18 protein-coding genes and 3 tRNA genes are annotated in these 25751 nt (G+C 56.7%); 9 read left to right on the top strand and 12 right to left on the bottom strand.

Annotation, left to right across the window (positions count from 1 at the left end):
* Nucleotides 1-24: 24 nt before the first annotated feature.
* The 3 genes from queF to xni all read left to right on the top strand — a co-directional run bounded on the left by queF (nt 25) and on the right by xni (nt 3194).
* Nucleotides 25-870 (top strand): NADPH-dependent 7-cyano-7-deazaguanine reductase QueF, encoded by an 846-nt coding sequence (gene queF / locus EPG66_RS18460; RefSeq protein WP_031594510.1) that lies wholly within the window; start codon nt 25-27, stop codon nt 868-870.
* A 169-nt stretch (nt 871-1039) separates the two neighbouring features.
* Nucleotides 1040-2404, top strand: a complete 1365-nt coding sequence (gene ppnN / locus EPG66_RS18455; protein ID WP_010672144.1) for a nucleotide 5'-monophosphate nucleosidase PpnN — start codon at nt 1040-1042, stop codon at nt 2402-2404.
* A 34-nt stretch (nt 2405-2438) separates the two neighbouring features.
* Nucleotides 2439-3194 (top strand): flap endonuclease Xni, encoded by a 756-nt coding sequence (xni, locus tag EPG66_RS18450; protein ID WP_022623810.1) that lies wholly within the window; start codon nt 2439-2441, stop codon nt 3192-3194.
* Nucleotides 3195-3218: 24 nt separating this feature from the next.
* Here the strand turns inward: xni and rlmM are convergent, their stop codons facing one another.
* The 4 genes from rlmM to EPG66_RS18430 form a co-directional block, all read right to left on the bottom strand.
* Complete coding sequence (gene rlmM, locus EPG66_RS18445; RefSeq protein WP_010248609.1) at nt 3219-4319, bottom strand: 23S rRNA (cytidine(2498)-2'-O)-methyltransferase RlmM; 1101 nt, start codon at nt 4317-4319, stop codon at nt 3219-3221.
* Nucleotides 4312-4707: a DUF423 domain-containing protein gene (locus EPG66_RS18440; protein WP_010248611.1), complete on the bottom strand. Its 396-nt coding sequence runs from the start codon at nt 4705-4707 to the stop codon at nt 4312-4314. Before EPG66_RS18440 ends, rlmM begins: the two co-directional genes overlap by 8 nt.
* Before the next feature lie 50 nt (nt 4708-4757).
* Nucleotides 4758-5675 (bottom strand): transcriptional regulator GcvA, encoded by a 918-nt coding sequence (locus tag EPG66_RS18435; protein WP_003854641.1) that lies wholly within the window; start codon nt 5673-5675, stop codon nt 4758-4760.
* A gap of 334 nt (nt 5676-6009) precedes the next feature.
* Entirely contained in the window at nt 6010-6234 is a 225-nt protein-coding gene (locus tag EPG66_RS18430) for a YgdI/YgdR family lipoprotein (RefSeq protein WP_010248613.1), read from the bottom strand.
* Nucleotides 6235-6443: 209 nt separating this feature from the next.
* On the opposite strand from EPG66_RS18430, the gene csdA reads away from it, so the two are divergent.
* Together csdA and csdE are read left to right on the top strand one after the other, a co-directional pair.
* Nucleotides 6444-7652: a cysteine desulfurase CsdA gene (gene csdA, locus EPG66_RS18425; protein ID WP_182687729.1), complete on the top strand. Its 1209-nt coding sequence runs from the start codon at nt 6444-6446 to the stop codon at nt 7650-7652.
* 2 nt (nt 7653-7654) lie between these two features.
* Nucleotides 7655-8110: a cysteine desulfurase sulfur acceptor subunit CsdE gene (gene csdE, locus EPG66_RS18420; protein ID WP_039389322.1), complete on the top strand. Its 456-nt coding sequence runs from the start codon at nt 7655-7657 to the stop codon at nt 8108-8110.
* Here the strand turns inward: csdE and tcdA are convergent.
* Both tcdA and mltA read right to left on the bottom strand, forming a co-directional pair.
* The gene (gene tcdA, locus EPG66_RS18415) at nt 8089-8901 is read right to left on the bottom strand and encodes a tRNA cyclic N6-threonylcarbamoyladenosine(37) synthase TcdA (RefSeq protein ID WP_182687727.1); all 813 of its coding nucleotides are present in this window, start codon (nt 8899-8901) and stop codon (nt 8089-8091) included. The two genes, csdE and tcdA, sit on opposite strands and share 22 nt — an antisense overlap.
* A gap of 48 nt (nt 8902-8949) precedes the next feature.
* On the bottom strand, nt 8950-10098 hold the full coding sequence (mltA, locus tag EPG66_RS18410) for a murein transglycosylase A (protein ID WP_010248620.1): 1149 nt from the start codon (nt 10096-10098) through the stop codon (nt 8950-8952).
* 203 nt (nt 10099-10301) lie between these two features.
* Between mltA and EPG66_RS18405 the strand changes: the two genes are divergently transcribed.
* From EPG66_RS18405 to EPG66_RS18395, 3 genes are all read left to right on the top strand, one after another.
* A tRNA-Met gene (locus tag EPG66_RS18405) sits at nt 10302-10378 on the top strand.
* A gap of 65 nt (nt 10379-10443) precedes the next feature.
* Nucleotides 10444-10520 (top strand) — tRNA-Met (locus EPG66_RS18400).
* Between the two features lie 54 nt (nt 10521-10574).
* Nucleotides 10575-10651 (top strand) — tRNA-Met (locus EPG66_RS18395).
* A 110-nt stretch (nt 10652-10761) separates the two neighbouring features.
* Here the strand turns inward: EPG66_RS18395 and amiC are convergent.
* Nucleotides 10762-12006 carry an N-acetylmuramoyl-L-alanine amidase AmiC gene (amiC, locus tag EPG66_RS18390; protein ID WP_010248623.1) on the bottom strand — a complete coding sequence of 415 codons (1245 nt, stop codon included), beginning with the start codon at nt 12004-12006 and terminating at the stop codon, nt 10762-10764.
* A gap of 232 nt (nt 12007-12238) precedes the next feature.
* Here amiC and argA point away from each other — a divergent pair, with 232 nt between their 5' ends.
* Nucleotides 12239-13567, top strand: coding sequence for an amino-acid N-acetyltransferase (gene argA / locus EPG66_RS18385; protein WP_010248624.1), 1329 nt, complete (start codon nt 12239-12241; stop codon nt 13565-13567).
* 46 nt (nt 13568-13613) lie between these two features.
* Here the strand turns inward: argA and recD are convergent, their stop codons facing one another.
* The 5 genes from recD to EPG66_RS18360 form a co-directional block, all read right to left on the bottom strand.
* Nucleotides 13614-15455, bottom strand: a complete 1842-nt coding sequence (recD, locus tag EPG66_RS18380) for an exodeoxyribonuclease V subunit alpha (RefSeq protein WP_031593715.1) — start codon at nt 15453-15455, stop codon at nt 13614-13616.
* Nucleotides 15452-18991, bottom strand: a complete 3540-nt coding sequence (gene recB / locus EPG66_RS18375; protein WP_182687725.1) for an exodeoxyribonuclease V subunit beta — start codon at nt 18989-18991, stop codon at nt 15452-15454. Before recB ends, recD begins: the two co-directional genes overlap by 4 nt.
* Complete coding sequence (gene ptrA / locus EPG66_RS18370; protein WP_115758840.1) at nt 18988-21879, bottom strand: pitrilysin; 2892 nt, start codon at nt 21877-21879, stop codon at nt 18988-18990. The genes recB and ptrA overlap by 4 nt, the downstream gene beginning before the upstream one ends.
* A gap of 108 nt (nt 21880-21987) precedes the next feature.
* Nucleotides 21988-25365, bottom strand: coding sequence for an exodeoxyribonuclease V subunit gamma (gene recC / locus EPG66_RS18365; protein WP_182687723.1), 3378 nt, complete (start codon nt 25363-25365; stop codon nt 21988-21990).
* Between the two features lie 101 nt (nt 25366-25466).
* Nucleotides 25467-25727 (bottom strand): prepilin-type N-terminal cleavage/methylation domain-containing protein, encoded by a 261-nt coding sequence (locus EPG66_RS18360; RefSeq protein WP_370513289.1) that lies wholly within the window; start codon nt 25725-25727, stop codon nt 25467-25469.
* Between the last annotated feature and the right edge of the window lie 24 nt (nt 25728-25751).

Below are 25751 nucleotides of genomic sequence, written 5' to 3'. Positions count from 1 at the left end.
TGATTAATTTTGGTGGTAACCGCAATGACTACACACGAACAGGATCAGGCACTCAGCAACCTGACGCTGGGCAAACCCACAGCCTATCACGATCATTATGACAACAGCTTACTGCAGGCGGTGCCGCGCAGCCTGAATCGTGAACCCCTTGGTCTGTTTCCCGACAGCCTGCCCTTTACCGGCAGTGATATCTGGACCCTGTATGAACTCTCGTGGCTCAACAGCAAAGGTCTGCCACAGGTTGCCGTTGGCGAAGTGGTGCTCAATGCGCAGAGCCGCAACCTTATCGAGTCCAAAAGCTTCAAGCTCTATCTTAACAGTTTCAACCAGACCCGCTTTGCCGACTGGGGCGAGGTTCGTCAGACGCTGGAGCGGGACCTGAGTGCCTGTGCTGAAGGTGAAGCGCGGGTCGCGCTGTTCCGTCTCAATGAAGTGGAAGGTCAGCCCATCGGCCATTTTGAGGGGTGTTGTATTGATGAGCAGGATATCGCAATAGAGGATTATCGCTTCAATGCTGACTATCTGGCCGATGCTGCGGGCAGCGAAATCGTTGAAGAGACGCTGGTCAGCCACTTGCTCAAGTCAAACTGTCTGATTACCAATCAGCCCGACTGGGGTTCCGTGATGATTCGTTATAAAGGCCCGCGTATCGACCGTGAAGCGCTGTTGCGCTATCTGGTCTCATTCCGCCAGCACAACGAATTTCACGAGCAGTGTGTCGAACGCATTTTTAATGATGTGATGCGTTTCTGTCATCCGGAAGCGCTGACGGTCTATGCACGCTACACCCGTCGTGGCGGGCTGGATATCAATCCATGGCGCACCAATGTGCCCTTCTCGCCCGGTTTTTCGCGGCTGGTCCGTCAGTAGTTTGCGAGACTTCTCGCAGGCTGCGTGCACTAAGCGCAGTTCCGCTTGAGCTGTGCGGGCCGACAAGGCTACTCTGGTGATGGCGGCTACCTGCGGGTTGCCGACCAGGGATTTTCGTCACTGCCGTTGCAGTGCCAACACGCACCCAGGCGGGTGTAAAGGAGTTCATTTGATTACCCATATCAGCCCTCTTGGCTCGATGGATCTGCTTTCACAGCTGGAAGTCGATATGCTCAAGCGCACAGCCAGCAGCGACCTCTACCAGCTGTTTCGCAACTGCTCTCTTGCCGTGCTTAACTCCGGCAGCCAGACTGACAGCAGCCAGGAGCTGCTCTCCCGCTTTGAAAATTTCGACATCAATGTGTTGCGCCGTGAGCGCGGCGTCAAACTGGAGCTGATCAATCCACCGGAGGAGGCGTTTGTGGATGGCCGCATCATCCGTTCACTGCAGGCTAACCTGTTTGCGGTGCTGCGTGACATCCTGTTTGTCAGCGGTCAGCTCAACATGCCGGGTCGGTTCACTGCGGCTGAAGAAAATGACTCCGCCACTATCACCAACACCGTGTTTTCCATTCTGCGTAACGCGCGGGCGCTGCATATCGGCGAGTATCCCAACACCGTGGTCTGCTGGGGCGGTCACTCGATCAACGCCGTTGAGTACCAGTATTGCCGCAATGTCGGAACTCAGCTTGGACTGCGTGAACTGAACATCTGTACCGGCTGCGGGCCGGGCGTGATGGAAGCGCCAATGAAAGGGGCCGCCGTAGGCCATGCTCAGCAGCGCTATCGTGACAGCCGCTTTATCGGCCTGACCGAACCCTCCATCATTGCGGCTGAACCGCCGAATCCGCTGGTGAATGAGTTGATCATCATGCCGGACATCGAAAAACGTCTGGAAGCTTTTGTGCGCATCGCCCATGGCATTATCATTTTCCCGGGCGGCGTAGGGACCGCAGAAGAGTTGCTCTATCTGCTGGGCATCCTGATGAATCCGCAGAACAGCGATCAGGTATTACCGCTGATCCTGACCGGGCCGGAAGAGAGCGCCGACTACTTCCGCGTGCTGGATGATTTCATCGTTAACACGCTGGGCGAACAGGCGCGTAAGCATTATCAGATCATCATTAACGATGCAGCCGAAGTGGCGCGTCTGATGAAGAAAGCGATGCCGCAGGTAAAAGAGAATCGTCGCGAAACCGGCGATGCTTACAGCTTTAACTGGTCGATTCGCATTGAACCCGATCTGCAGGTGCCCTTCCTGCCAACCCATGAAAACATGGCGAATCTCAATCTCTACACCAATCAGCCACCCGAAAAGCTGGCTGCTGACCTGCGCCGCGCCTTCTCAGGTATCGTAGCCGGTAACGTTAAAGAGATGGGCATCCGCGAAATCCGCGAGAAGGGACGCTACAAACTGCATGGCGACCCCGACATCATGCACCGCATGGATGAGCTGCTACAGGGATTCGTTGCACAGCAACGCATGAAACTGCCAGGCACCGCCTACATTCCCTGCTACGAAATTATCAAATAAACCAGGAGGCAGCCCCCGGGCTGCCCATACTCTCATGGCTCTTCATCTTGTTATTGTTGACGCGTTGAATCTGATTCGCCGTCTGCATGCGGTACAGGGTTCACCCTGTGTCGAAGGCTGCGTGGCTGCGCTGCGCCAGATACTGGGTCACGCCCATCCGACTCATGCGGTGGCGGTGTTTGATGGCGAAGCACGTCATCAGGGCTGGCGTCATCAGCTGCTACCCGATTACAAAAGCGGTCGCCCGCCGATGCCAGACGATTTACAGGCAGAGATGCCGGCGTTACAGGAGGCCTTTCGCGCCGCAGGCGTAAGCTGCTGGATAGCGGGCGAGGATGAGGCGGACGATTTAGCGGCGACGCTGGCGGTGAAAATGGCTCAGGCCGGACATCAGGCCACCATTGTTTCAACCGACAAAGGCTACTGTCAGCTGCTGGCACCCGAGATCCGCATCCGCGACTACTTCCAGAAACGCTGGCTTGATCTGCCTTTTATCGAGGCTGAATTTGGTGTGGCGCCACAGCGGCTACCCGACTACTGGGGGTTGTGCGGCATCAGCAGTAGTAAAATTCCGGGCATCACCGGCATCGGTCCGAAAAGCGCGAAACAGCTGCTGACAGAGTTTCACACGCTTGAAGGGATCTATCAGCAACTGGATCAGGTGCCAGCCAGATGGCGGGAAAAGCTGGCTGAGGGTCAGCAGATGGCAGAGATCAGCCGTCAGGTCGCAACCCTGAAGCGGGATCTGGTATTGCAGGGCAATCTGAATACGCTGCGTTATACCGGCTGAGTGCCCCTGCATTCAGCCCGGCGATTAACGTTCGTCGCGACGACCACCGGCAGCCGCCCAGATTCGGCGCACATGTACCGTCACCTCTTCGCGGTCATGATAAAGCTGGCGGGCGCGAATCTGCACGTTAATGCCATTATCATCAAATCGTTCCTGCATCATGGCCAGATTCTGCGTCACCTCTTCATAGCGCTTTTTCATGGGCAACTTAAGGTTGAAGATCGCTTCACGGCACCAGCCGTTAACCAGCCAGTCGGTCATCAGGTTAGCCACGCGCACCGGCTTCTCCACCATGTCACACACCAGCCAGCTGATGTTGGTGCGTGGCGGACGGAATTTAAAGCCATCTGCTTTCTCGTGCATCACCTGGCCCGTATCCATCAGGCTCGGTGCCATCGGTCCGTTGTCCACCGCATACACCATCATGCTGCGCTGAACCAGCTGATAGGTCCAGCCGCCCGGACAGGCACCGAGATCCACGGCGTACATGCCGCTGGCTAAACGCTCATCCCACTCATCCGCAGGGATAAAGACGTGAAACGCCTCCTCCAGCTTAAGGGTGGAACGGCTTGGCGCATCGGAGGGGAACTTAAGGCGTGGAATACCCATGTAAAACGGCGAGCTGTTTTCCCGGATGGAGTAGCCGACGTAACAGGTGCCTGGCGCGATGAAAAACACATGCACGACCGGGCGTTTCGGGCTCTCATAATTCAACAGGATTTTGCTTTCACGCAGTGCCGAGCGCAGCGGCACGGTGAACTTGCGGCAGAACTTAGTCAGCTCTTTGGCTTCGTTGGTGTCTGGCACTTCAACACGCAGTTCGCCGCCCTTTTCCACTACGCCGGTCAGCATGCCGACAATCGGGGTAATGCGATCTTCCTGCGGCAGGTCACGCAGCATTTCGCCGACGACCAGCATCTGACGGGCAAAAATCAGCTCGTCAAACGGCAACTCACGTGCCAGCCGCTCGGCATCTTCAAACTGATAGCACTCAAACAGCACGTAGCCAGAGTCATCTTTAACCCGTGGAAAGCCGTAGATTTCACGTTCAGCCGCTTTGGCGCTGATTTCCGCCGCACACTCTTTTTCAAAACCGGGACGACAATAGAGTAAAACTTTATTCATGGCGTTCTGCCTTTCGTTTAAGACGCAGCGCGCCAATCAACATCAATACCCAACCGGCGAGGAAACAGACCCCGCCCACGGGTGTGATAAAAACCCAAAACTTCAGATGTGACAGCGCCAGACAATAGAGGCTGCCACTAAACAGCACGGTGCCGAGCGCCATCAGCGCACTGCTCCAGTAAAACCAGATATTGGCGCGGCGTAACATCGCAGCACCCAGCCCCATCACCGCTAAGGTGTGATAAGCCTGATATTCCAGCCCGGTATGAATCCAGGCCATTTCAGCCGCACCAAGCGACTGACTCAAAACGTGGGCACCAAATGCGCCAAAAGCCACCAGCAGAAATCCGCTGATAGCCGAAAAAACAAACATGGCACGACTGGACATTAACCGATCCTCAGAGTCCTTTTGCATCTGAATGCAAATAAATCAATATGTTATTGTTGATAGCGAAAGCGGAATTTTTCTTGTTCGGTTGCAGCTTTTTCCAGGATCCACTGTCGGAAGGCGGCTATTTTACCCAGTTCTGCCTGACTGTCATGACAAACCAGATAAAAAGCGTTTTTACTGACTAATACATCATTAAACGGGCAGATTAATCGCCCGGCTTCTATTTCGCTCTGCGCCATGACGTTGTTCGCCAGCGCCACGCCCTGACCATGAATCGCCGCCTGCAACACCATGGCGCTGTGGCTGAAGATTGGCCCCTGCTGCACATTGATATGCTGCAGGCCCAGTTGCCGGATATAAGATTGCCAGTCCCGGCGGGAGGCATCATGCAGCAGAGTAAAACGCGACAGATCCATCGGCGTTTTCAGCGGATTATCCCCGGTCATCAGCGACGGTGAACAGACCGGCAGCAGATATTCGGCATAGAGTTTTTCAACCCGCAGGCCGGGCCAGTTACCCCGGCCGTAAAAAATCGCCACATCGACATCGTCGGCCAGTTTCTCTTCGTCGCGGTCAACCGCCTGGATACGCACGTCGATTCCCGGATAAGCCATATTAAAGCTGGAGAGGCGGGGAACCAGCCACTGAATGGCAAAGCTCGGCAGTAAACTGACGGTCAGTGCCCCCTTGGCGCTACGCGCCTGCAGTTTGCGGGTCGCTTCGTTGATTGCCGAGAAAATCTCTTTGATGTCGAGATAGTAGCTTTGTCCTTCTTCGGTCAGTAATAGCGAACGATTCCTCCGGCGAAATAGCTTTAACCCCAGAAAATCTTCCAGAGATTTAATCTGATGGCTTACAGCAGCCTGGGTGACAAACAGCTCTTCTGCGGCTTTGGTAAAGCTTAAATGGCGTGCAGCTGCATCAAAAACACGCAGTGCGTTGAGAGGAGGAAGGCGTTTCGACATGGTTTTCCGTATCCGGATCGGCAAAAAATACGCTGGCTTATACAAAGCGTTTACGTATTAGAATTTTTAATCCGAGGCATTATAATTTGTCCGTTGAGGAACCTCCAGCAAATACCTATAGTTGCCGCACTTCCTGAGCCGGAACGAAAAGTTTTTAGATTTGTGAGTGAGTTCGCAGATTTTCTGAAAGCTTTTGGCTTGTGGTCGTGATGTTGTGTTTGCAATTTTTGATCCGACGATTGCGGATCGAGCTCTTAATTCCTGTAGATTTACCCTGTCTGTCCATAGTGATTTTTAAATAGCACCGCAAATTGCGGTGCTTTTTTTTTGCTGCTTAGTTGCCAGACTCTACCATCTCTTTAACATCAGAGCGGTTGATTTGCTGCTCGTTGCCATTCGCATCTTTATAGCTGATCATGCCGGTATCGTTATCGACTTTAGGCTTGCCGGCAGCCACAATGGTACGACCATCATTGGTATGCATCACGTAATTGCTTGAACAGGCACTCAGGGTAAAAGCCAGGGTACACACGGCCAGTACTGCGGTTAATTTTTTCATCTGCTATCTCCTTGTAGATTGATTGCATCAAACCACCCGCGTTACGCTAACCAGAGGCAGCCGATAAGTGAGATCGACTAGTAAACGTCCGATCGTTATGCGGGTTTGGTTCAAACCTTGCAATATTCAGCATAACGCGCTTTTCCAGCTTTGCCAGACGCAGACCATTCTTTCAGTGTGGTCCTAATTTTTCTTATCATGGACCAGGCATGACCGCATTCAATCCCACCGCATTTCGCCAGCAGTTTCCCGCACTCGCCGACGCAGGCGTTTATCTCGACAGCGCAGCGACCACGCTGAAGCCGCAGGCCGTCATTGACAGCACGCAGCAGTTTTACAGCCTCAGCGCGGGTACAGTCCATCGCAGCCAGTTTGCCGCCGCCCAGGCCTTAACCCATCGCTATGAGCAGGCGCGCAACCAGGTTGCCCGCTGGCTTAACGCCGCTGACGATCGTGAGATTGTCTGGACGCGCGGCACCACCGAAGCGATAAACCTGGTGGCAAACAGCTGGCTGCGTCCGCGCTTACAGCCTGGTGATGAGATTGTGGTCAGCGAGGCAGAACACCACGCCAACCTGGTGCCCTGGCTGATGGCCGCGCAGGCGTGCGGTGCCCGCGTCGTAAAATGGCCGTTAGGAGCGGATCGCCTGCCGGATATCAGCCTGCTCCCCGCCCTGCTCAACAGCCGAACCCGCCTGTTGGCGGTCGGTCAGATGTCGAATGTCACCGGCGGGTGTCCCGCACTCGCTCAGGCGATCCCGCTCGCTCACGCCACAGGTGCGAAAGTCATGGTCGATGGCGCACAGGGCGTGGTGCATTGCCCGCCAGACGTACAGGCGCTGGATATCGACTTTTACGCCTTTTCCGGCCATAAGATTTACGGCCCAATGGGCATTGGCGCGTTATATGGTAAAGCGGAGCTGCTGGAGGCGATGGAGCCCTGGCAGGGCGGCGGTAAAATGATAACGGATGTCGATTTCAGCGGATTCACGCCGCAGCCGGTGCCGTGGCGTTTTGAGGCTGGCACCCCGAATGTGGCGGGCGTGGTGGGCCTGAGTGCAGCACTGAGCTGGCTGGCGCAGTACGATCTGCCCGAAGCGGAGCGCTGGAGTCAGCAACTTGCGACGCTGGCGGAAGAGCAGCTGGCGGAATTACCCGGCTTCCGCAGCTTCCGCTGTTCAAATGCCAGCCTGCTGGCATTTGAATTCGCTGACCTGCATCACAGCGATCTGGTGACGCTGCTCGCTGAGCAGGGAATCGCCCTGCGCGCTGGCCAGCACTGCGCGCAGCCGTTGCTGGCGGCGCTGGGCGTCAGCGGCACGCTGCGGGCCTCTTTTGCACCCTATAATAATCTGCAGGATGTTGATGCGCTGGTGCGCGCCATGAAGAGCGCCATCTCGCTGTTATCGGAGTTTTGATTATGTATTCATCGCTGTTAGCGCCGCACCCGTTTGGCGAACAGATAACCGTTGCCAGTCTGAAAGAGAGCTTTGGCCGCTTTCATCAGTGGGAAGATCGTTATCGTCAGCTGATCCAGCTGAGCCGCCAGTTGCCTGACTTAGCCGGGGAACTGAAAACAGCGGAAATTGAACTGAGCGGTTGTGAAAATCGGGTCTGGCTGGGCAGCCAGTTATGCGAGGATGGCACGCTGCATTTCTATGGTGACAGTGAAGGACGTATTGTGCGCGGTCTGCTGGCCGTGCTGCTGACCGCCGTTGAGGGCCAGACGCCGCAACAGCTGCTGGCAATGGATCCCTTAAAACTCTTTGATGAACTGGGCCTGCGCGCCCAGCTCAGTGCCTCCCGCAGCAGCGGCCTGCAGGCGCTGGCCGCCGCAGTGGAGCACGCCGCGCGTCAGGCGCTGACGGCGTCCTGACGGGCAGCTCGCGCCAGAAACTTCTTCAGCGCATGCGAGACGGCAACAAAGCCGAAGGTGGCGGTCACCATGGTGGCCGCGCCAAAGCCGGATGTGCAATCCATTCTCTTTGGCCCCTCCGCTGTGCTGCGTGAAGCACAGACGCTGCCATCAGCCTGCGGATAGACCAGCGCTTCGGTAGAAAAGACGCAGTCGATGCCAAGTTTGCCCTTGCTGTTTTTTACCACGCCCAGGCTTTTCAGTCGTTCGCGCAGCTTCGCCGCCAGCGGATCCTGGATAGTTTTAGCCAGGTCGGCGACCTGGATCTGAGTGGGATCGATCTGCCCACCCGCGCCACCGGTGGTGATCAGCGGGATCTTATTCCGGCGACACCAGGCGATCAGCGCCGCTTTCGGTCGCACGCTGTCGATAGCGTCGATCACATAGTCGAAACCGGCTGCCATCAGTTCGGCGGTGTTTTCTGGCGTAATAAAGTCATCAATGCAGATCACTTCGCAGTCAGGATTAATCGCACGCAGCCGTTCTGCCATCACGTCCGTTTTAGCTTTGCCGACGTTGCCCTGCAGCGCATGAAGCTGTCGGTTGGTGTTGGTAATACAGACATCATCCATATCAATCAGGGTGATTTTACCAATCCCGGTGCGCACCAGCGCTTCCGCCGCCCAGGATCCGACACCGCCAATACCGATGACGCAGAAGTGTGCGTCAGCAAAACGTTGCAGCGCATTCTGGCCATAGAGACGCGCCGTGCCGCCAAAGCGCTGATGCCAGGCGTCATTTAACACTTTCATAGTTGAACCTGTTACGTCGTGCGGGCCCGAAGGCCCGCAGAGAAGAAATTAGTTAGCGCCGAGAAGCAGTGAACCATTATTACCGTTTTGCGGGCTGGAGAACAGCGGCTGTCCGGCCCCCGGTGCGGCTTTAATTACCCAGACGCGTCCGTAGTGATTATAGAAGCCCGCCAGATGCGCGGCGTCCGGGCCGATACCCTGATAGATATCAAAGTGCTGGCCTTTAATCGCGCCACCCACGTCGAGTGCCACCATCAGGCGCATCTCATATTTGCCGTTGAATTTGCCCTTCTCATTTAACTGCGGCACTTCAGCCAGCAGTACGGTGCCCGCCGGAATAATTGAGCGGTCAGACGCAACGGAGGCTTTCGCCACCAGCGGAACTGCGCTGGCACCGCGCACCGGCGTAAATGGCTCAGCCTTAAAGAAGACAAATGATGGGTTGGTTTCCAGCAGCGCACGGACCTCCTGCGGTGAGTGCTCCTGCGCCCACTGACGAATCGCCTGCATCGACATATCTTCGCGCTTCACTTCACCGCGATCGATCAGCTCTTTGCCAATGCTGTGATAACCCCAGCCATTTTTACCGGCGTAACCAAAGAAGGTCATCGGGCGGCCATCGCCAAAGTCGACATAACCACTGCCCTGCACATCCATCATGAAGTTATCAATCAGGGAATTGCTGTAGGCGATGATGTAGCGGTCATCGAGTCCGCCACTATAGATAGAGGCGCGGCTCGGTAATTTTTCTCCGCGTTTGCGCGGTGGCATGCGGTAGATAGGATACTGGAATTCACCCTGACGGGTGTAACGCGCTTCTACTACCGGCGTGTAGTAACCGGTGAACTGCACGTTACCGTAGTTATCCGTTCCCTCCATCTGCCAGGCGTTAAGCCCATACTGACGAAGCTGTCGGGTATCGGCACCCGCCATCAGCCAGCTCTCAATCGCGCTATAGGTGCCGTTCTGACGACTATACAGGGCGGATGAGGCGGACTGAATCTGACGAACCTGCTCGCCAAAGTCTCTGCCATTAACCGGTGCGCCTTTGGCATTGGGCTGATTCACCAGCGCCAGCGGTTGTTCCAGTTTGCCATCTTTATATTGCTGACCGCGATCGGTCGGTTTGGAGCTACAGGCCGCCAGCAGCGTAATTAACGCGCCAGTGAGTGCATACTTCACCCAATGTGATTTCATTATCTTCTCTTTTTATAACTGTTCGCCCCGCGACGATAGCAAAGCCCCCGACAGAATGAAATGCATCCGCTCAGACGTCACGCATATCAGTTTAATAATTAACCAGATGGTTGAATCCTTCAGCAACTGGCTGTTAATTTGGCTTTTATCTGCAAAAAGGGGTTGCATGAATTAGCGCGGAGAGTATAGTGCGCTTCCACGGACGCGGGGTGGAGCAGCCTGGTAGCTCGTCGGGCTCATAACCCGAAGGTCGTCGGTTCAAATCCGGCCCCCGCAACCAATACTTCTGCAGCAGTTTTACAGAAGTCACAATGTGAGAAGTAAAAGTAATAGAAGCAATACGGACGCGGGGTGGAGCAGCCTGGTAGCTCGTCGGGCTCATAACCCGAAGGTCGTCGGTTCAAATCCGGCCCCCGCAACCAATACTTCTGCAGCAGTTTTACAGAAGTCACAATGTGAAAAAAGTATGATACGGACGCGGGGTGGAGCAGCCTGGTAGCTCGTCGGGCTCATAACCCGAAGGTCGTCGGTTCAAATCCGGCCCCCGCAACCAATCATTTAAACACCTGAAAGGGTGTTTTTTTGTTTCTGACGTTCCCAAAAGCCGCTTCAGCCTCTTTCTGCCCTGAAAAGCGCGCGGATAGCCCGGCTACCCGCACTCCTTTACCGATGGGCCAGCGCCGCCCCACTCTCCACATACGCTTTGATGCCGTTCAGAATCGCCTCTGCCACCTGATGCTGGTAACGGGTCGTTCGCAACTTGCGCTCCTCCTCCACATTACTGATAAACGCCGTCTCGACCAGAATTGACGGGATATCAGGGGCTTTCAACACTGCGAATCCGGCCTGATCCACGGTGCGTTTGTGCAGATGGTTGATGCGCCCCATGCGATGCAGCACCTCTTTGCCGAATTTAAGGCTGTCATGAATCGTCTGACGCTGCACCATATCGAACATGGTGTGATCGAGATAGCGGTCGCCGCTTTTGCTGACGCCGCCAATCAGGTCTGATTCATTCTGAGTCTGAGCCAGGAAACGGGCTGCCGCCGAAGTGGCACCGCTGGTTGATAAGGCAAACACTGAAGAGCCGCGTGCCGCGCGACTGGTAAAAGCATCCGCATGGATCGACACAAAGAGGTCGGCACGCTGTTTACGGGCTTTGGCAACTCTGACCCGCAGCGGAATAAAGACATCTTCATTACGCGTCATATAGGCTTTCATATTGGACTCTTTATCGATCAGCGCTTTGAGTCGCCGTCCAATCTTCAGCACAATATCTTTCTCACGGGTCTTATATTTGCCGTGCGCGCCCGGATCTTCCCCGCCGTGACCGGGATCGATCATGATAATGATCGGACGATCGCGCCCCGCTTTGCCGGGTAAGGGCGCCTGCACCCCTTCATCTTTCTCCAGATCGCCCTGGTTATAATCTTTAAGCAGAGCCAGCAGTGGATCATCCTCAACCTGGTTCTGGCTCGGATAGAGATCGACGACCAGCCGGTGATTGATTCCGGCGACCGGCGAGAGATTAAAGATCTTCGGCGCGACGTTGCGCTTTAATTCCAGTACCACGCGCACCGTGTTGCTGTCGAACTGACCCACACGGGCATTTTTAATAAAGGGATCGTCGACCCGAACCTGCTTATCTACCCCTTTCAGAACCGGATTGAGATGCAGGCCCTGAATATCAATCACCAGGCGTTCGGGATTGCTCAGCGCAAACTGCTTGTACTTCAGCGCGACATTGGACTCCAGCGTCATCCGCGAGTAGGTCGATGAGGGCCAGATACGCACCGCCACAATGTGGTTCTTCGCCGCCAACCCTGTCCGGCTGACGCTTAACAGCAGTAAGGCGCCCGTCCCCTGTAAAAATCGTCTGCGTGAAAAATGGGAATTAACGTCTGACATGCCGCTCCAGCTGCTGTGTAATGTCTAAAAAAGCGCCAGTTACTAAAATGGCGGCGAAAACTTTATCCAATCCGCAGCATGATGTCACCCCGGAAACCTTAAATAATGCAGGCTGTTAGCGGCTTTGACACCCAGAAAAACGTAAATTTTCGTCAGGATTAAGACTTGCAAAACCGGGCGTAAAAGCATAAAAATACAAAAAATACGAATAAACATTCACTGAGGGTTGGCCGTGAAGGAACGTAGTACCGAACTGGTTCAGGGTTTTCGCCATACCGTTCCCTATATCAATGCCCACCGGGGTAAAACCTTTGTCATCATGCTGGGTGGCGAAGCGATTGAGCATGAGAACTTCTCTGGCATTGTTAATGATATCGGCCTGCTGCACAGCCTGGGCATTCGCCTGGTCGTGGTGTATGGCGCGCGCCCGCAGATTGATGCCAGCCTGGCTCAGCAGCAGCTGGAGCCGGTTTATCATAAGTTTACCCGGGTCACCGACGCGCAATCGCTGGAGTTAGTGAAGCAGGCCGCCGGCCGGCTGCAGTTAGATATCACGGCCCGCCTCTCAATGAGTCTCAATAATACGCCGCTGCAGGGCGCGCATATCAACGTGGTCAGCGGCAACTTCATTATTTCACAGCCGCTGGGCGTGGATGATGGCGTGGATTACTGTCACAGCGGCCGTATCCGTCGTATTGATGAAGAGGCCATTCATCGTCAGCTGGATAACGATGCGATTGTGCTGATGGGCCCGGTTGCGGTTTCTGTTACCGGCGAAAGCTTTAACCTGACTTCGGAAGAAGTGGCTACCCAGTTGGCAATTAAACTCAAAGCGGAAAAAATGATCGGCTTCTGCTCTGAGCAGGGCGTGCTGAACAGCGAAGGTGAAATCATCTCCGAGCTCTTCCCGAATGATGCGCAGGCTCGTATCGACGAGATTGAAAAGGAAGGCGATTATCTTTCCGGGACTGTCCGCTTCCTGCGTGGTGCGGTGAAAGCCTGCCGCAGTGGTGTACGCCGCAGCCATTTAATCAGTTATCAGGAAGATGGTGCACTGTTGCAGGAGCTCTTCTCACGCGACGGTATCGGTACCCAGATCGTTATGGAGTCGGCAGAGCAGATCCGTCGCGCCAATATCAATGATATCGGCGGCATCCTCGAACTGATCCGTCCGCTGGAGCAGCAGGGTATTCTGGTGCGTCGCTCGCGCGAGCAGCTGGAAATGGAAATTGATAAGTTCACCATCATTCAGCGCGATAATCTGACCATCGCCTGTGCAGCACTCTATCCGTTTATGGATGAGAAGATTGGCGAAATGGCCTGTGTGGCGGTTCATCCTGACTATCGCAGCTCTTCACGCGGTGAGATGTTGCTGCAGCGCGTGGCACTTCAGGCACGCCAGATGGGGCTGGAAAAACTGTTTGTGTTAACCACCCGCAGCATCCACTGGTTCCAGGAACGCGGCTTTACGCCGGTAGATATTGAGTCGCTGCCCGAGAGTAAAAAAGAGATGTATAACTATCAGCGCCGTTCAAAAGTGTTGATGGCCGACCTTACCTGATTCAGTAAGGGACAGGCACCACCCGCGTGCCCTGTCCCCTCTCTTCTCAGCCAGTTTCCCCCAGTCGCTCCACCAGACCGCTGCGTCGCTGCGTTTGCAGCTGCACGGCACGCTGAAATATGCCGGGTTCGCTGTAGATGGTCAGTTGCCGCCGTGCACGTGTAATCGCGGTATAGACCAGTTCACGGGTCAGCACCGGCAGAAACTGCGTGGGCATCACCAGCGCGGTATGGTCAAACTCCGATCCCTGTGATTTGTGCACCGTCATCGCCCAGGCCGTTTCATGTGAGGGTAACCGGCTCGGCTGAATCGCCTTGATCGATCCATCCGGCAGCGGGAAAAAGACCTTCAGGTTGCCCTCTTCATCCCGCATCGTCATGCCGATATCGCCATTAAACAGGCCGAGCGCGCTGTCATTTCGGGTGATCATCACCGGACGCCCTTCATACCAGCGGCTGCCCATGCCAGGACGACGGATGCGCTGCAGCTGCATCAGTCGCTGCTCAATACGCTGGTTCAGACCCTGCACGCCAAATGGCCCGTCACGTAATGCACACAGCAGCTGATAACGGCCAAAAGCGGCAATCACCTCTGCGGGCGGCGCCTGCTGTCTGATGAGCTGCAGGAAGGGCTGATAACCCTGGGCTACCTCATCCAGCATCGCCTGATACGCGTCAGCGCTGTTCAGCGGCTGGTAACTGATATCCTGATAAGCCGCAGCAAACACCGCCCTGACCTGCTCTGCATCGCCACGGTTGATCGCTTTTGCCAGCTGGCCGATGCCTGATGAGTCATCAAAACGATAACTCTTCTGCAACAGACAGATACTGTCACGGACTGCGGGTGCCTGCACATCATCACTGCCCTGCAGTGTGCAGCCGGTCAGCAGGCCGAGCTGTTCTGCCCGCGCCAGGCTGTAGCCGCTTTCGGTGCAGCGGCAGATGTCGCCCAGCACTGCACCGGCTTCAACCGAGGCCAGCTGATCGCGATCGCCCAGAAACACGACGCGGGCATGGGCAGGCAGCGCGGCGATCAGTTTTGCCATCATTGAGAGATCGACCATCGACGCTTCATCAACCACCAGCACATCAAGATGCAGTGGGTTACCGGCATGGTAGCGCAGCCGCTGGGTGTCGGGCTGTGCGCCCAGCAGGCGATGCAGCGTGGTGGCTTCGGCAGGAAAACGCCGGCGTTCTTCGTCGCTGACCGCCAGTTCCTGCAGTGCGCTGCCCAGTGACTCGGTCAGTCGCGCGGCGGCTTTGCCGGTCGGTGCCGCCAGCTGAATCCGCAGTGCACCGGGATTCAGACGAATCAGGGCAGCGAGGAGTTTCGCCACTGTGGTGGTTTTACCGGTACCCGGCCCGCCGGAAATAACCGCAGTCTTGCGGGTCAGCGCCACGGCCGCCGCAATTTTCTGCCAGTTCTCCGGCTGGTCGTCAAACAGGCTGTTCAGCACGTCGCCTGCAGCATGCATATCAAACGCGGTTTTCACTTCCTGCGCAGCGAAGAAGTCGGCGACCCGGCCTTCGCTTTGCCACAGTCGATGCAGATATAAACGCTGGTTGCTCAGCACCAGCGGCGTAACCAGGCTGCCATCACTGACAGCCGACCAGTCAGCAAAGCGTGCTGGCCAGTCTTCCGGCGCACCAGCGGCCTGCCAGATCGCCTGAGCCAGCGCAGGCTGGCGACCAGCGAACAGATTCGCTTCGCAGAGGTTGCTCAGCGGTAAACAGACGTGCCCCTCACCCGCGTCAGCGCTGACGCAGGCCGCAGCGAGCAGCAGCCCAGGCTGTGATTCCGGGGCCACCAGACGGGCAAACTGTATATCCAGCGGCCGCAGGAGACGCTTCTCTACCGCCTGCAGCAGCAGACTCAGCATGTCACTCATAACATCTCCCCGGTTTCACCAAACAGTGCATCAATTTCTTCCACAAAGGCTTCGGCAGGTCGGGTGGTGAAAATGCCGTTGTCCGGCGAGCTGCCATCCATCCCGCGCAAAAACAGATAAAACACCCCACCAAAATGACGCTGATAGTCGTAGTCCGGCAAACGATGCTGCAGATAGCGATGCAGCGCCAGCGTATAGAGCTGATATTGCAAATCGTAGCGGTGGCCAATCATCGCCTGCGCCATCGCCTCTGGCGTGTAAGCGGCGTGGCTATCCCCCAGCCAGTTCGATTTGTAGTCGAGCAGATAATATTTTCCCTGCCAGCGGAAGACCAGATCGATAAAGCCCTTCAGCATGCCCCGCACCTGACGAAAATCCAGGGGGGCGGCCTGCTGAGAGAGGCTGTCGTGCCGGCGCAGCAGAGCGTCAAGATCCGCCGCGGTCAGCAGATTGTTGATTGGCAGATAGAACTCCATCTCGATCAGGCGTTCGCTGCTTTTTATCGCCGACAGCGTCAGCCCCTCAGCATTGAGCGGCGTATGTAAGACCCGGTCAATCCACTGTTCCAGAACCGGCAACCAGCTCAGCGGATAGCCATTATGCTGCAGTTGATCTTCCAGCCAGACGCTGTCCGGCGGTTCGGTAAAGTCGATCGACTCAAACAGACCGTGCAAAAACGTACCGGGTGCCGCTCCGCGCGGAAAGTGGTGGGGTGTCAATGCAGCCTCTTCACCCTTCTCTTCTTCGCCCGCGGCATCAATATCAAAGTTGGGCAGCGCATCCAGCAGCGGCGAGCTGTGATGCTGTTGCAGGCCTGAATAACTGGTTACCCGCCAGACGTCAGCCAGCGCGCGCGTAATGTCGCGGCTGCTTAAAACCTCATCACCCAGCTGCGCATCCTGCCACATTTCTCCCGGCAGCAGCCCCTCTTCAACCAGCGCAATCCCTTCACCGGTTAACGCATTCAGTCGCTGACTGAGCTGTTGCGCATCCGCCGCCTCGCCCTGCTGCACCAGGTAGCCCAGCGCGCTCTTATGCAGATCGCTTTCGCCCTCTTTTTTGCGGGTGCCTTTGATCAGTGGCGCAATGCCGACGCTGCAGTGATAGACCGAACGGGTCAGCGCCACGTAGAGCAGACGCAGATCCTCCGCCAGGCGCTCCTCTTCGGCCAGCGCCAGACTTTGTGCATCACCCTGTACATCCAGCAGTGCCGTGAACGTGTCGCGATCGTGATAAAGCGCGCTGGCCGCCTCGCGGAACCCGGCAGCAAATGGCAGCCAGACCAGCGGATATTGCAGTCCTTTCGATTTATGGATGGTGATGATCTGCACCAGATGGCGGTCGCTTTCCAGACGCAACTGCTGGCTGGAGGCCTGGCTGTTTGGCCGGGCTATCTGCTGCGCCAGGAAGCGCACCAGGGCGTGCGGACTCTCCAGCTGCACCGAAGCTTCCTGCAGCAGTTCGCCCAGATGCATCAGATCGGTCAGGCGACGTTCACCGTTCTCCGAGGCCAGCATATTCTCTGCCAGTTGCCGCTTGATCATCACATCACGCAGCATCGGTAACACGCCGCGCTGATGCCAGAGCTGCTGCCAGACGGCAAACTGCTCAACCAGCGCATCCCACTCGCGTTCATTCTGTGTCAGCGCGTCGAGCGTTGCTGCATCAATAGCAAAGATTGAGGTCGCCAGCGCGCTGCGCAGCAGACGTTCCTGCTCAGGTGTCTGTATCGCCTGCAGTAACCAGAGCAGTTCGCGCGCTTCCGGCGTGGTGTAGACACTGTCCCGGCTGGAGAGATAGACCGAAGGAATCGCCAGCGCATTCAGCGCGTCACGGATTAAACCGGCCTCATTGCGACTGCGCACCAGCACGGTGATATCGGAAGCCCGCACCGGCTGCAGCACCTCGCCTTTGCCCAGGCGGGCCCTCCCCTGCTGTCCGGCCACCAGCCAGCGGCTGATATCGGCCGCACACTGCTGTGCCATAAACTGCTGGTAATCGCTGTTACCGACGCCCTCGCCAGGCTGTAGCCAGAACCGTAACGCCGGTTGCTGCTGCTCGTCAAAAATCAGTTTCAGTGACTGATTGGGCGCAGCAGGCTTAACCGGCTGAAAGGGGATCGCCGAGAACAGAAAAGGCGAATCGAGCTGAGAAAAGAGGCGGTTGACGCTCCCGACCATCTCAGGTGATGAACGCCAGTTGGTATCGAGCGTGTAGTGAGCGCTGACTTCGTTTCTGGCCCGCAGATAGGTAAAAATATCCGCACCGCGAAACGCATAGATCGCCTGCTTGGGATCGCCGATCAGAAACAGTGCCTGTTCAGGCTGATTAATATAGAGGGTGCGGAAGATGCGGTACTGCTGCGGATCGGTATCCTGGAATTCATCAATCAGGGCCACCGGGTAACGCGCCCGGATGGTTTCTGCCAGCAAAACGCCGCCTGGCTGCTGCAACGCTTCATCCAGTTTACTGAGCAGATCGTCGAAGCCTAACAGCGCACGTAAGCGTTTCTCGCGCTGCACCGTGGCGCGCACATCGGTCAGCGCCTGCGCAATGATGACATCCCGCAGCGACAGCGGTTCTGCCAGAAACTGATCGATCGCCTCAAACAGCGAATGACGCGGCGCTTCGCCCTTTTTAGTTTTCTCCTCCAGCACCTGCTGTCCAAAGCGCTCCAGCTCTTTGGGCAACTGATAATCCAGCGTGTCACTGCTGGCCCACTGCGTGACGCGGGCGACCCAGTTGGGCAGATGTTTACTGCTGTAGCTGCGCTTATCAACGCCCGATGCAGTGATAATGCCCTCAACATCGGCGCTGAGCGCCTGCCACTGCTGCTTGATGGCCTCGATGCGCGCCAGATTGCGGGCGTGCCGTGATGCCAGCGTCTCATCGGCGGCAGGCGGACGTTTCAGCCCCGGGGACTCCCCCTGTAGCCAGGGGCGCAGCGTGGCCAGCAGACTGTCCGGCCCGCTCCACTCTGCGGCGATGATCCGCGCCACATCCAGACTCAGTGGATAGCACTGACGACGCCAGAAATCGGCGGCCGACTGCTTCAGCAGCGCCTGCTCATCTTCAATCAACTCCTGCTCGAACAGCATGCCCGACTCAAAGGCATTGAGATTCAGCATCCGCTGACAGAAGCCGTGAATGGTGAAAATGGCGGCTTCATCCATCTGCCGCTCGGCAGCCAGCAACTGCGCGGCGGCCTGACTCAGATCCGGCATCTGCTCCAGCAGTAACTGGTGCATCGGATTGCTGCTTTTGCCACGGATACAGGCCAGACGTAGCTGATGAATATTCTCGCGGATGCGCCCGCGCAATTCGGCGGTCGCGGCCTCGGTAAAGGTCACGACTAAAATTTCTTCGACAGAGAGCGGCCGGCTGTAGGCGTTTTCACCGCCCAGCCCCAGCAGCAGGCGCAGATAGAGCAGACCAATGGTAAAGGTTTTTCCTGTGCCCGCTGACGCCTCAATCAGCCGCTCACCTTTGAGCGGCAGCGTTAAAGGATTCAGCGATACGGGAGGTAACTGCGTCATTGGATCTCACTCTTTACCGGCAGCGACTGCTGCAGTTGTGCCACTTCACTCCAGGTTTTCCAGCCAGGCTGACGGGCAAACTCAACTTTGCCATTGCCGGTGCCCGCAATCTGCGAGGTCATCACCATGCCCTTATGTTCGATCACAGCCTGCCGGAAAAAGTCTGCCAGGCTGGCCGGGGTTAACCGCTGAACCTGCTCTGTCATTTTTTGCCGGGTATCAAATTGATCATTCTGCCGATCAAAGTCGCGGCTGAAGCGATCCGCTTCCTCAAAGAGCGTCTGAGGACGCTGCTGCAAATCATTGATCATCGCCTGCTGATACTGGGCAAAGTCTGCCTGGCTCATACTGCGCAGACGTTTTTCCGCCTGCGGGTAGAAGGCCTGATAGCGCTGCAACAGCCAGCCCGGTTGCTTACTGTTACTTTGCAGCAGGAAGCCGATCCCCCACTGGCGACCCACTGGCATCTGGAAGGCAAACACCGCGTAGCCGAGTTGCTCTTTGGTCCGCAGCTGATTGTAGAACCACGGCTGCACAATCTGGCTCAGCATGGAGCTGTGCGCCATGCTCTGATATTCACTGTATCCCAGTGGAACATAGAGCGCGGCAAGGGCGGAGTCGGTGCTGCTGCCTTTTTGTTGCAGGTTGGCTTTCAGCGGTTTTTTAATCGAGACATACTGGCTGTGCCAGTCGCGGATCGCATGACTCTGCATCTGCTGTTTGAGCTCATGCCCCAGCTGCGTCACGCTGTCAGCACTGAGGTTGCCCACTACCAGCATCTCCGGGGTCGCGTCGCGGAACAGCGTATCGCGATAGTCAGTGACATCCTTAAGTGAGAGTGTGCTTACCAGCTTGCGGCGAGCCTCGCGCTGGGTATATGGCAGCTGCGACAGCAGTTGCATCGGCTGAATCGCCTGTTCAAACGCTTTGCCCTTTTCCGCCGCGTCCAGCCGCTCGAGATACCAGGATTTCGCCTGCTCCAGCTGCTGTTCTGTTGGCTGGAAAGTGGCATAACCTTCCACCAGTTTCTTCAGCAGGGTCGGCAGACGCTGAGTGAAGCCGTTGGCGCTGAACACCAGCCCTTCATCTTCACCCGTTGAGAAGCTGATACCGCCCACTGAAGCCTGTGAATTTAGCTCGTCCAGCGCCAGGCTGGAAAGGTAGTCATTCAGGCCAAACAGCACCTGCTGACGGGCATCACTGATGGTGTGCTTATTGCGTAACGCCAGGGTGATCGCCGCTTTTGGCTCGCTGGCGTAATAACGGCTCGGCATCCAGTAAATGCGCATACCGTCCTGGTTATCCAGTCTCACCGGATGCTGATACGTTTTGCCGTCTGACGGCAGCAGGGTAAAGTCGTCCGGGATATAGGGGTTCAGCACGGGCATCGCCAGCGTAATCTGGCTGGCGCGCTGCTGCCAGTCTGCAAAGGTTTGTGGGGTGATCTTCTCAACCTGATAAGGCGCATCCACAAAATAGGCTTTTTTGTTGTGCGGCTCCTGCGGGCTGATGTACCAGATACGCGCATGCTGCGGGGTCATCTCTTCCAGCCGGGCATTAATCGCGGCGGCATCGTACTGATCCGCCAGATAAGGTGCATCCAGCGTATGTTCAACCGGTACGCGCAGCATGGTGTCGGCCAGCCATTCAATGTAATCCATATCGCGGGTAATTGAGGGATAGCGGAAGTCGAGCGCCAGCACATGCGAAACTTCATCGAAATAGCGCTTATCATCCCCCTGCTGACGCAGAAGATTGATGTAGCTGAATATCGCCGCCACGACCTGATCGCGCTGCGCCAGCCCTTTATCAGTCAGTGACGCGGTAATCGCAAACACGCCGCTGTTACGCTCGGTCATTGGGTCAGCACCCGCATTCACCCCGTCGGCCAGTCCCTGTTTTTGCAGCCAGTCAGTCAGCGTGTTTTTGCTGCGGTTACTGATTAAATAGCTGATCAGCGTGTCGGTTTTACTGCGGAACCGATCGCTGTTGTTGGCAATGCGGAATTCAATTTTGAGTTGCTTGCGCGGCTGGGCCGGAACGTAATGGATGATGATGCCCTGCTGCGCATCGGTCACCACCGGCTCCGTAATCTCCGGCACGCTGGCGTCATGATTTTGCACGCGGCCAAAGGTTTTAGCCGCAATCGACGCCATCTCCGGCAGCGGTTTGTTGCTGTAGATCACCGCTTTCATCAGATTGGCGGAGTAATGCGTATGATAAAAGTCCTGCAGCGCCTGGTGCAGTTTGCTGCCTGGCTTATCTTTCAGGGTCTCAAGATTGCCGCCCGAGAAACGTGACGCCGGATGCGCCGGGTTCAGGGTTTCTGCGCCGACCTGGGCCATACGCAGGCCATCGCGCGAGCGCGCCATGGTCAGCTCGGCATTCACGGCGTGGCGCTCGCGGTCAGCGTTAACCGGATCCAGCAGCGGCTCAGCCACCGCATCCGCCAGGCGATCAACTGCCGGTTCCAGCGCGTCATTTTCCACTTCCAGATAAAAGGCGGTGCGGTAGGAGGCTGTGCTGGCGTTGTGGCTGCCGCCATGCTTTTTCAGGAATTCAGCCAGGTTGTCGGGCTGCGGGTAGTGCTTTGAACCCATCAGCACCATATGCTCAAGGTAGTGCGCCAGTCCCGCCTGCTGATCGGGATCGTCCAGCGATCCTATCGGCAGCGTCAGCGCCGCCAGCGATTTAGGTGCCACAGGATCGGAAACCAGTAATACCGTCATCCCATTATCAAGCCGGATAGCCTGATAGTGGCGGGGATCCTGTTCACTTTTGCGAATAGTGTCGTTAACCGGCTGCCAGCCTGATGATGCCTGCGCCGGCGCTGTGCAAGCCACCAGGCTTAACATTAGCACCGCTATCCAGCGTGCGTGTACCCGCATGTAAACCCCTCTCGTTTCCCGATAAACCGCCAATGTCGGACGCGGCGGCTCAAAGCAGAGCAAAATTTCTGTGTAATGAGTCAGTCAGCAAAAACGCCTTCTGATCGGCTATTCATCATCCTGATGTGCAGCCAGCACCGGTAAATACCAGCGCTGTGCCGCCTCAGTTATCTGCTGTAGTTGTGGCTCATCCAGCACCCGGCAAAGACGTTGCAGATAGGGATCGCTGCCTTCACCCTCAAGCTGATAGTTGCCTGACCAGGCCGTCAGCAGGCGATTACGCGCCTTAAGCTGGGTTGCCTCATCAGTCAGTAACTGCTGACTTTTTTTGTCGTAGCTGGCGGTCAGCCATGCGCCGCCACTTTTATTAAGCAGCATCAGCGGCTGACGCATACCCGCGAGATACCCCGTGACATACTCATTCAGCGCAGCAATCGCCTCTGCCTGCGACACGGCAAGGAAGCACCAGCGGCTCTGCTGCCGGCCAAACATCCGGCTGCTGCCGGTGCCGCCCAGCGCGCAGTAGACCAGATGTTCCAGCCAGAGTAGCAGTCCGTCGTTCATGTTGAGTACGCCAGGCCGCCAGCGCAGCAATCCATCACTCTGAACCTGCGTCAGCCACCCGGTTAAGCTGACCTGCTCCAGTTGCAGATTCACTTCCCAGCTCTCGCCGTCGCTGCGCTGGGTGACCACTTCTGCCGCTACTTCCTGCATCTCATCGCGCTGTGCCTGCCAGAACAGCTCACCAAACGCGCCATAAGGCAGATTACCGGCCGCACGATGGTGCGCATAGAGCCGCTGAGTATCCTCGCCTTCGACCAGCGCATTCAGCAACTGCGAGTTGATCTGATAACGCTCAAGGTTGTCGAGCGCAAACGGCTCGCTGTCGGGCAGTTCGTTCTCCTCCAGCCAGAAACTCACGCCAAGCCGCTGGTGGAACCAGGCCCGGACCGGATGTCGCCAGAAGCGCAGAAATGCCTCCAGCGTGAGCGCATCAATTAACGGCGCCTCCAGTGGCTGCACAAAATCGGGCTGGGGCTGCCCCGCGCCCCGCGCAGCAGGCAGCCACTCACGGGCGAAACTTTGCAGTCTGGCAGCAGGCTGGAAGTTTTCGGCGGCAAACGGCATCCGGCTGTGCAGGTGCTGCAGGTGCATCCGCACCCGTTCGGCACTCTCATCCAGCTCAAGATGGCCATCACCGTCCAGATAAAAACTCTGTCCAATGTAATCCAGCAGTTCTGTGACCAGCACCGAGGGGTAGCGTTCCGTATTATCCTGAATCGCCCGGCCGATATAACTGATATAGAGCTGCTGCTGCGCCGAAATCATCGCCTCCAGGAAGAGATAGCGGTCATCATCGCGGCGACTGCGGTCGCCTTTGCGGGACTGCTGCTGCATCAGATCAAAACCTAACGGTGCTAAAGTTCGGGGATAGACGCCGTCGTTCATGCCCAGCAAACAGACCAGCTGAAAAGGAATGGAGCGCATTGGCATCAGGGTACAGAAGTTAATCTGCCCCGCCAGGAAACGCTGACTGATGCGCTGTTGATCAAGCCGGCTACGCAGATCATCGCGCAACAACGCCACCGGAATCGCCTCTTCAAACCGCGCATCCATGCCATATTCAATCAATTGCTGCCACTGCTCTTCCACCAGCAGCAAGGCGGCCTCGGTTTCTGCATCGGGGCTGAAAAAGGCATTGAGCAGTTCCCGGCACATGGGCAGCCAGGCCGCCAGTGGCCGGGGTTCGGCAAGCAGCTGCCGCCAGTGATTAAGCCGGGAGAGCAGCTCGGCCAGATGTCCCGCCAGCTCCCCCACCAGACCACCCGACTCGTCATAAGGCAGAATTCCTTCCCAGTCACCGTTGTGGCTCTCCATCGCATAACCCAGCAGCATACGCTGCAGGCCAAAGCGCCAGGTGTGCTGGCCGGTAACCGGTAGTGACAGAGCTTCTACGCTGGCATCATCGAGCCCCCAGCGTACCCCCGATTCGCTGACCCAGCGCCGCAGTAAACGCAGGCCGCTTTCATCAATGGCGAAGTGGGAAGCGAGCGCCGGGACATCGAGCAGCGCCAGCACATCCTCCGAGACAAAACGGCTGTCCGGCAGTGCCAGCAGATGCAAAAACGCCACAATGGCCGGATGAGCCTGACTGGCACGGCGATCTGAAATCGCAAACGGCAGATAGCGATCGGCAGGTGCATTGGCGAACACCGCCTGAATAAAAGGGGCGTAGGCGTCGATATCCGCCACCATGACGATGATGTCACGTGCTTTCAGCGTCGGATCGGCCTCCATCATCGCCAGCAGATGATCCTGCAGCACTTCAACTTCGCGCTGGGCACTGTGGCAGACCTGCACCGCAATTGACCTATCTTCCGGATCCAGGCAGCGCTTCTGATCGCTGTGTGCCAGTTCCGCCGCATTCAGTCCGATGATGGCGTTATCCTGCAGATTGAGAAGATCGTGCTGCATACAGTGCAGCAGGTTGTCCGGCTCCACATCGACAAAAGCATCGATGTCGTCGTTTGACTCCATCTGACTCAGCAGAAACAGGTTGTCACGCCCCAGCTTGCCCCAGGAGGCGAGCAAAGGGTTGGTCAGTTGCTGTTCACCGGCATCGTTAAACAGCGCCGGTGCCTGCTCAGCATCCCGGAAGAGTCCGCGTGATTCATCAGCACCATGGCGTCGGCGCTGACGACTTTGTAGTTTCGCCAGAAACGCATAATCCTGAATATCGCCCCAGTAATCGCGGCAGGGATTGGTGAACAGCAGATGAATGTCGATGTGACGTCCCAGCGCCTGCAACGCCTGCAGATAGACCGGCGGCAGCGCAGAGATGCCACAGATAAAGACCCGTTTGGGCAGATTTTCCGGCGTGCTTTTCGCCTGATCCAGCGTCTGGATAAATCGCGCATAGAGGTTGGCGCGGTGCCATTCAGGCTGGCGCAGGGCCTGGGTATAACTCACCAGATCGCGCCACAGGGCGGCCTGCCAGCGCTGCGCCTCGCCCAGCCCCTCAATGGTTTCGCCACGCTCCCAGCTGTTGAGCCAGTCGGCACGATAGACCAGATACTGGTCGAACAGATCGGCCACGCGGGAGCTGAGCTGAAACAGTTTACGCTTGTCGCCGTCGTCATGGAGATAGTGGCGCAGAGAAGCAAACTCTTCGTGCTTCAGCATCTCCGGCAGCCGGTGCATCAGCTTCCAGCCCATGCTGGCCTTACTGAAAGCACTCTCTACCGGGATATCGGGCAGGACGCGGACGAACATCTCCCAGATAAAACTGGCGGGCAGCGGAAATTCGATATTAGCAGCAATACCAAAGGTTTGCGCCAGCTCCATCTGCAGCCACTGCGCCATACCCGGACTCTGCACCAGCACCATTTCTGAGGCGAAAGGATCATCAAGAGGGTCATGTTTAATCACCGCAGCCGCCAGAATCTTCAGCACATCAAGCTGATTTGAGTGATAAACGTGAAACATGAAAACTCCTGTGATAACTCAGAACGTGACTGCGGTATTGCGGCTCTGTCACTTTACCGCGTATCGCGGTTGAAACCCATCAAAAGGGCGACCGGGGAGAGTTAACATCGCAGCCGCGTCAGGGTGGCACTGCGCTGATAAGGCCCCGTCACGTCAGCCCGATCCAGGGTGCAACCTGAAGGGCCGCTCTGCTGTTGCAGTATTGAGGTCCAGCCGGGACTCTCATGTCCCATCAGTTGCTGCTCAGCCACCCGCCATGCCTCACGCTGATACCACTGCTGGCTGAATCCCAGTGCCAGGGCGCGATGATAGTGCAACAGCGTGCTGCTGCTTAATGCCATTAACAGCAGAGCAAACAACACTTCCGGCAGGCTGAATCCACCGCG

Origin of the sequence: Pantoea pleuroti, from assembly GCF_014156615.1 — a bacterium.
GTDB classification, from domain to species: Bacteria; Pseudomonadota; Gammaproteobacteria; order Enterobacterales; family Enterobacteriaceae; genus Pantoea; species Pantoea agglomerans.
The sequence above is the reverse complement of the archived record's forward strand: the minus strand, read 5'-3'. Positions and strand labels throughout refer to the sequence as shown.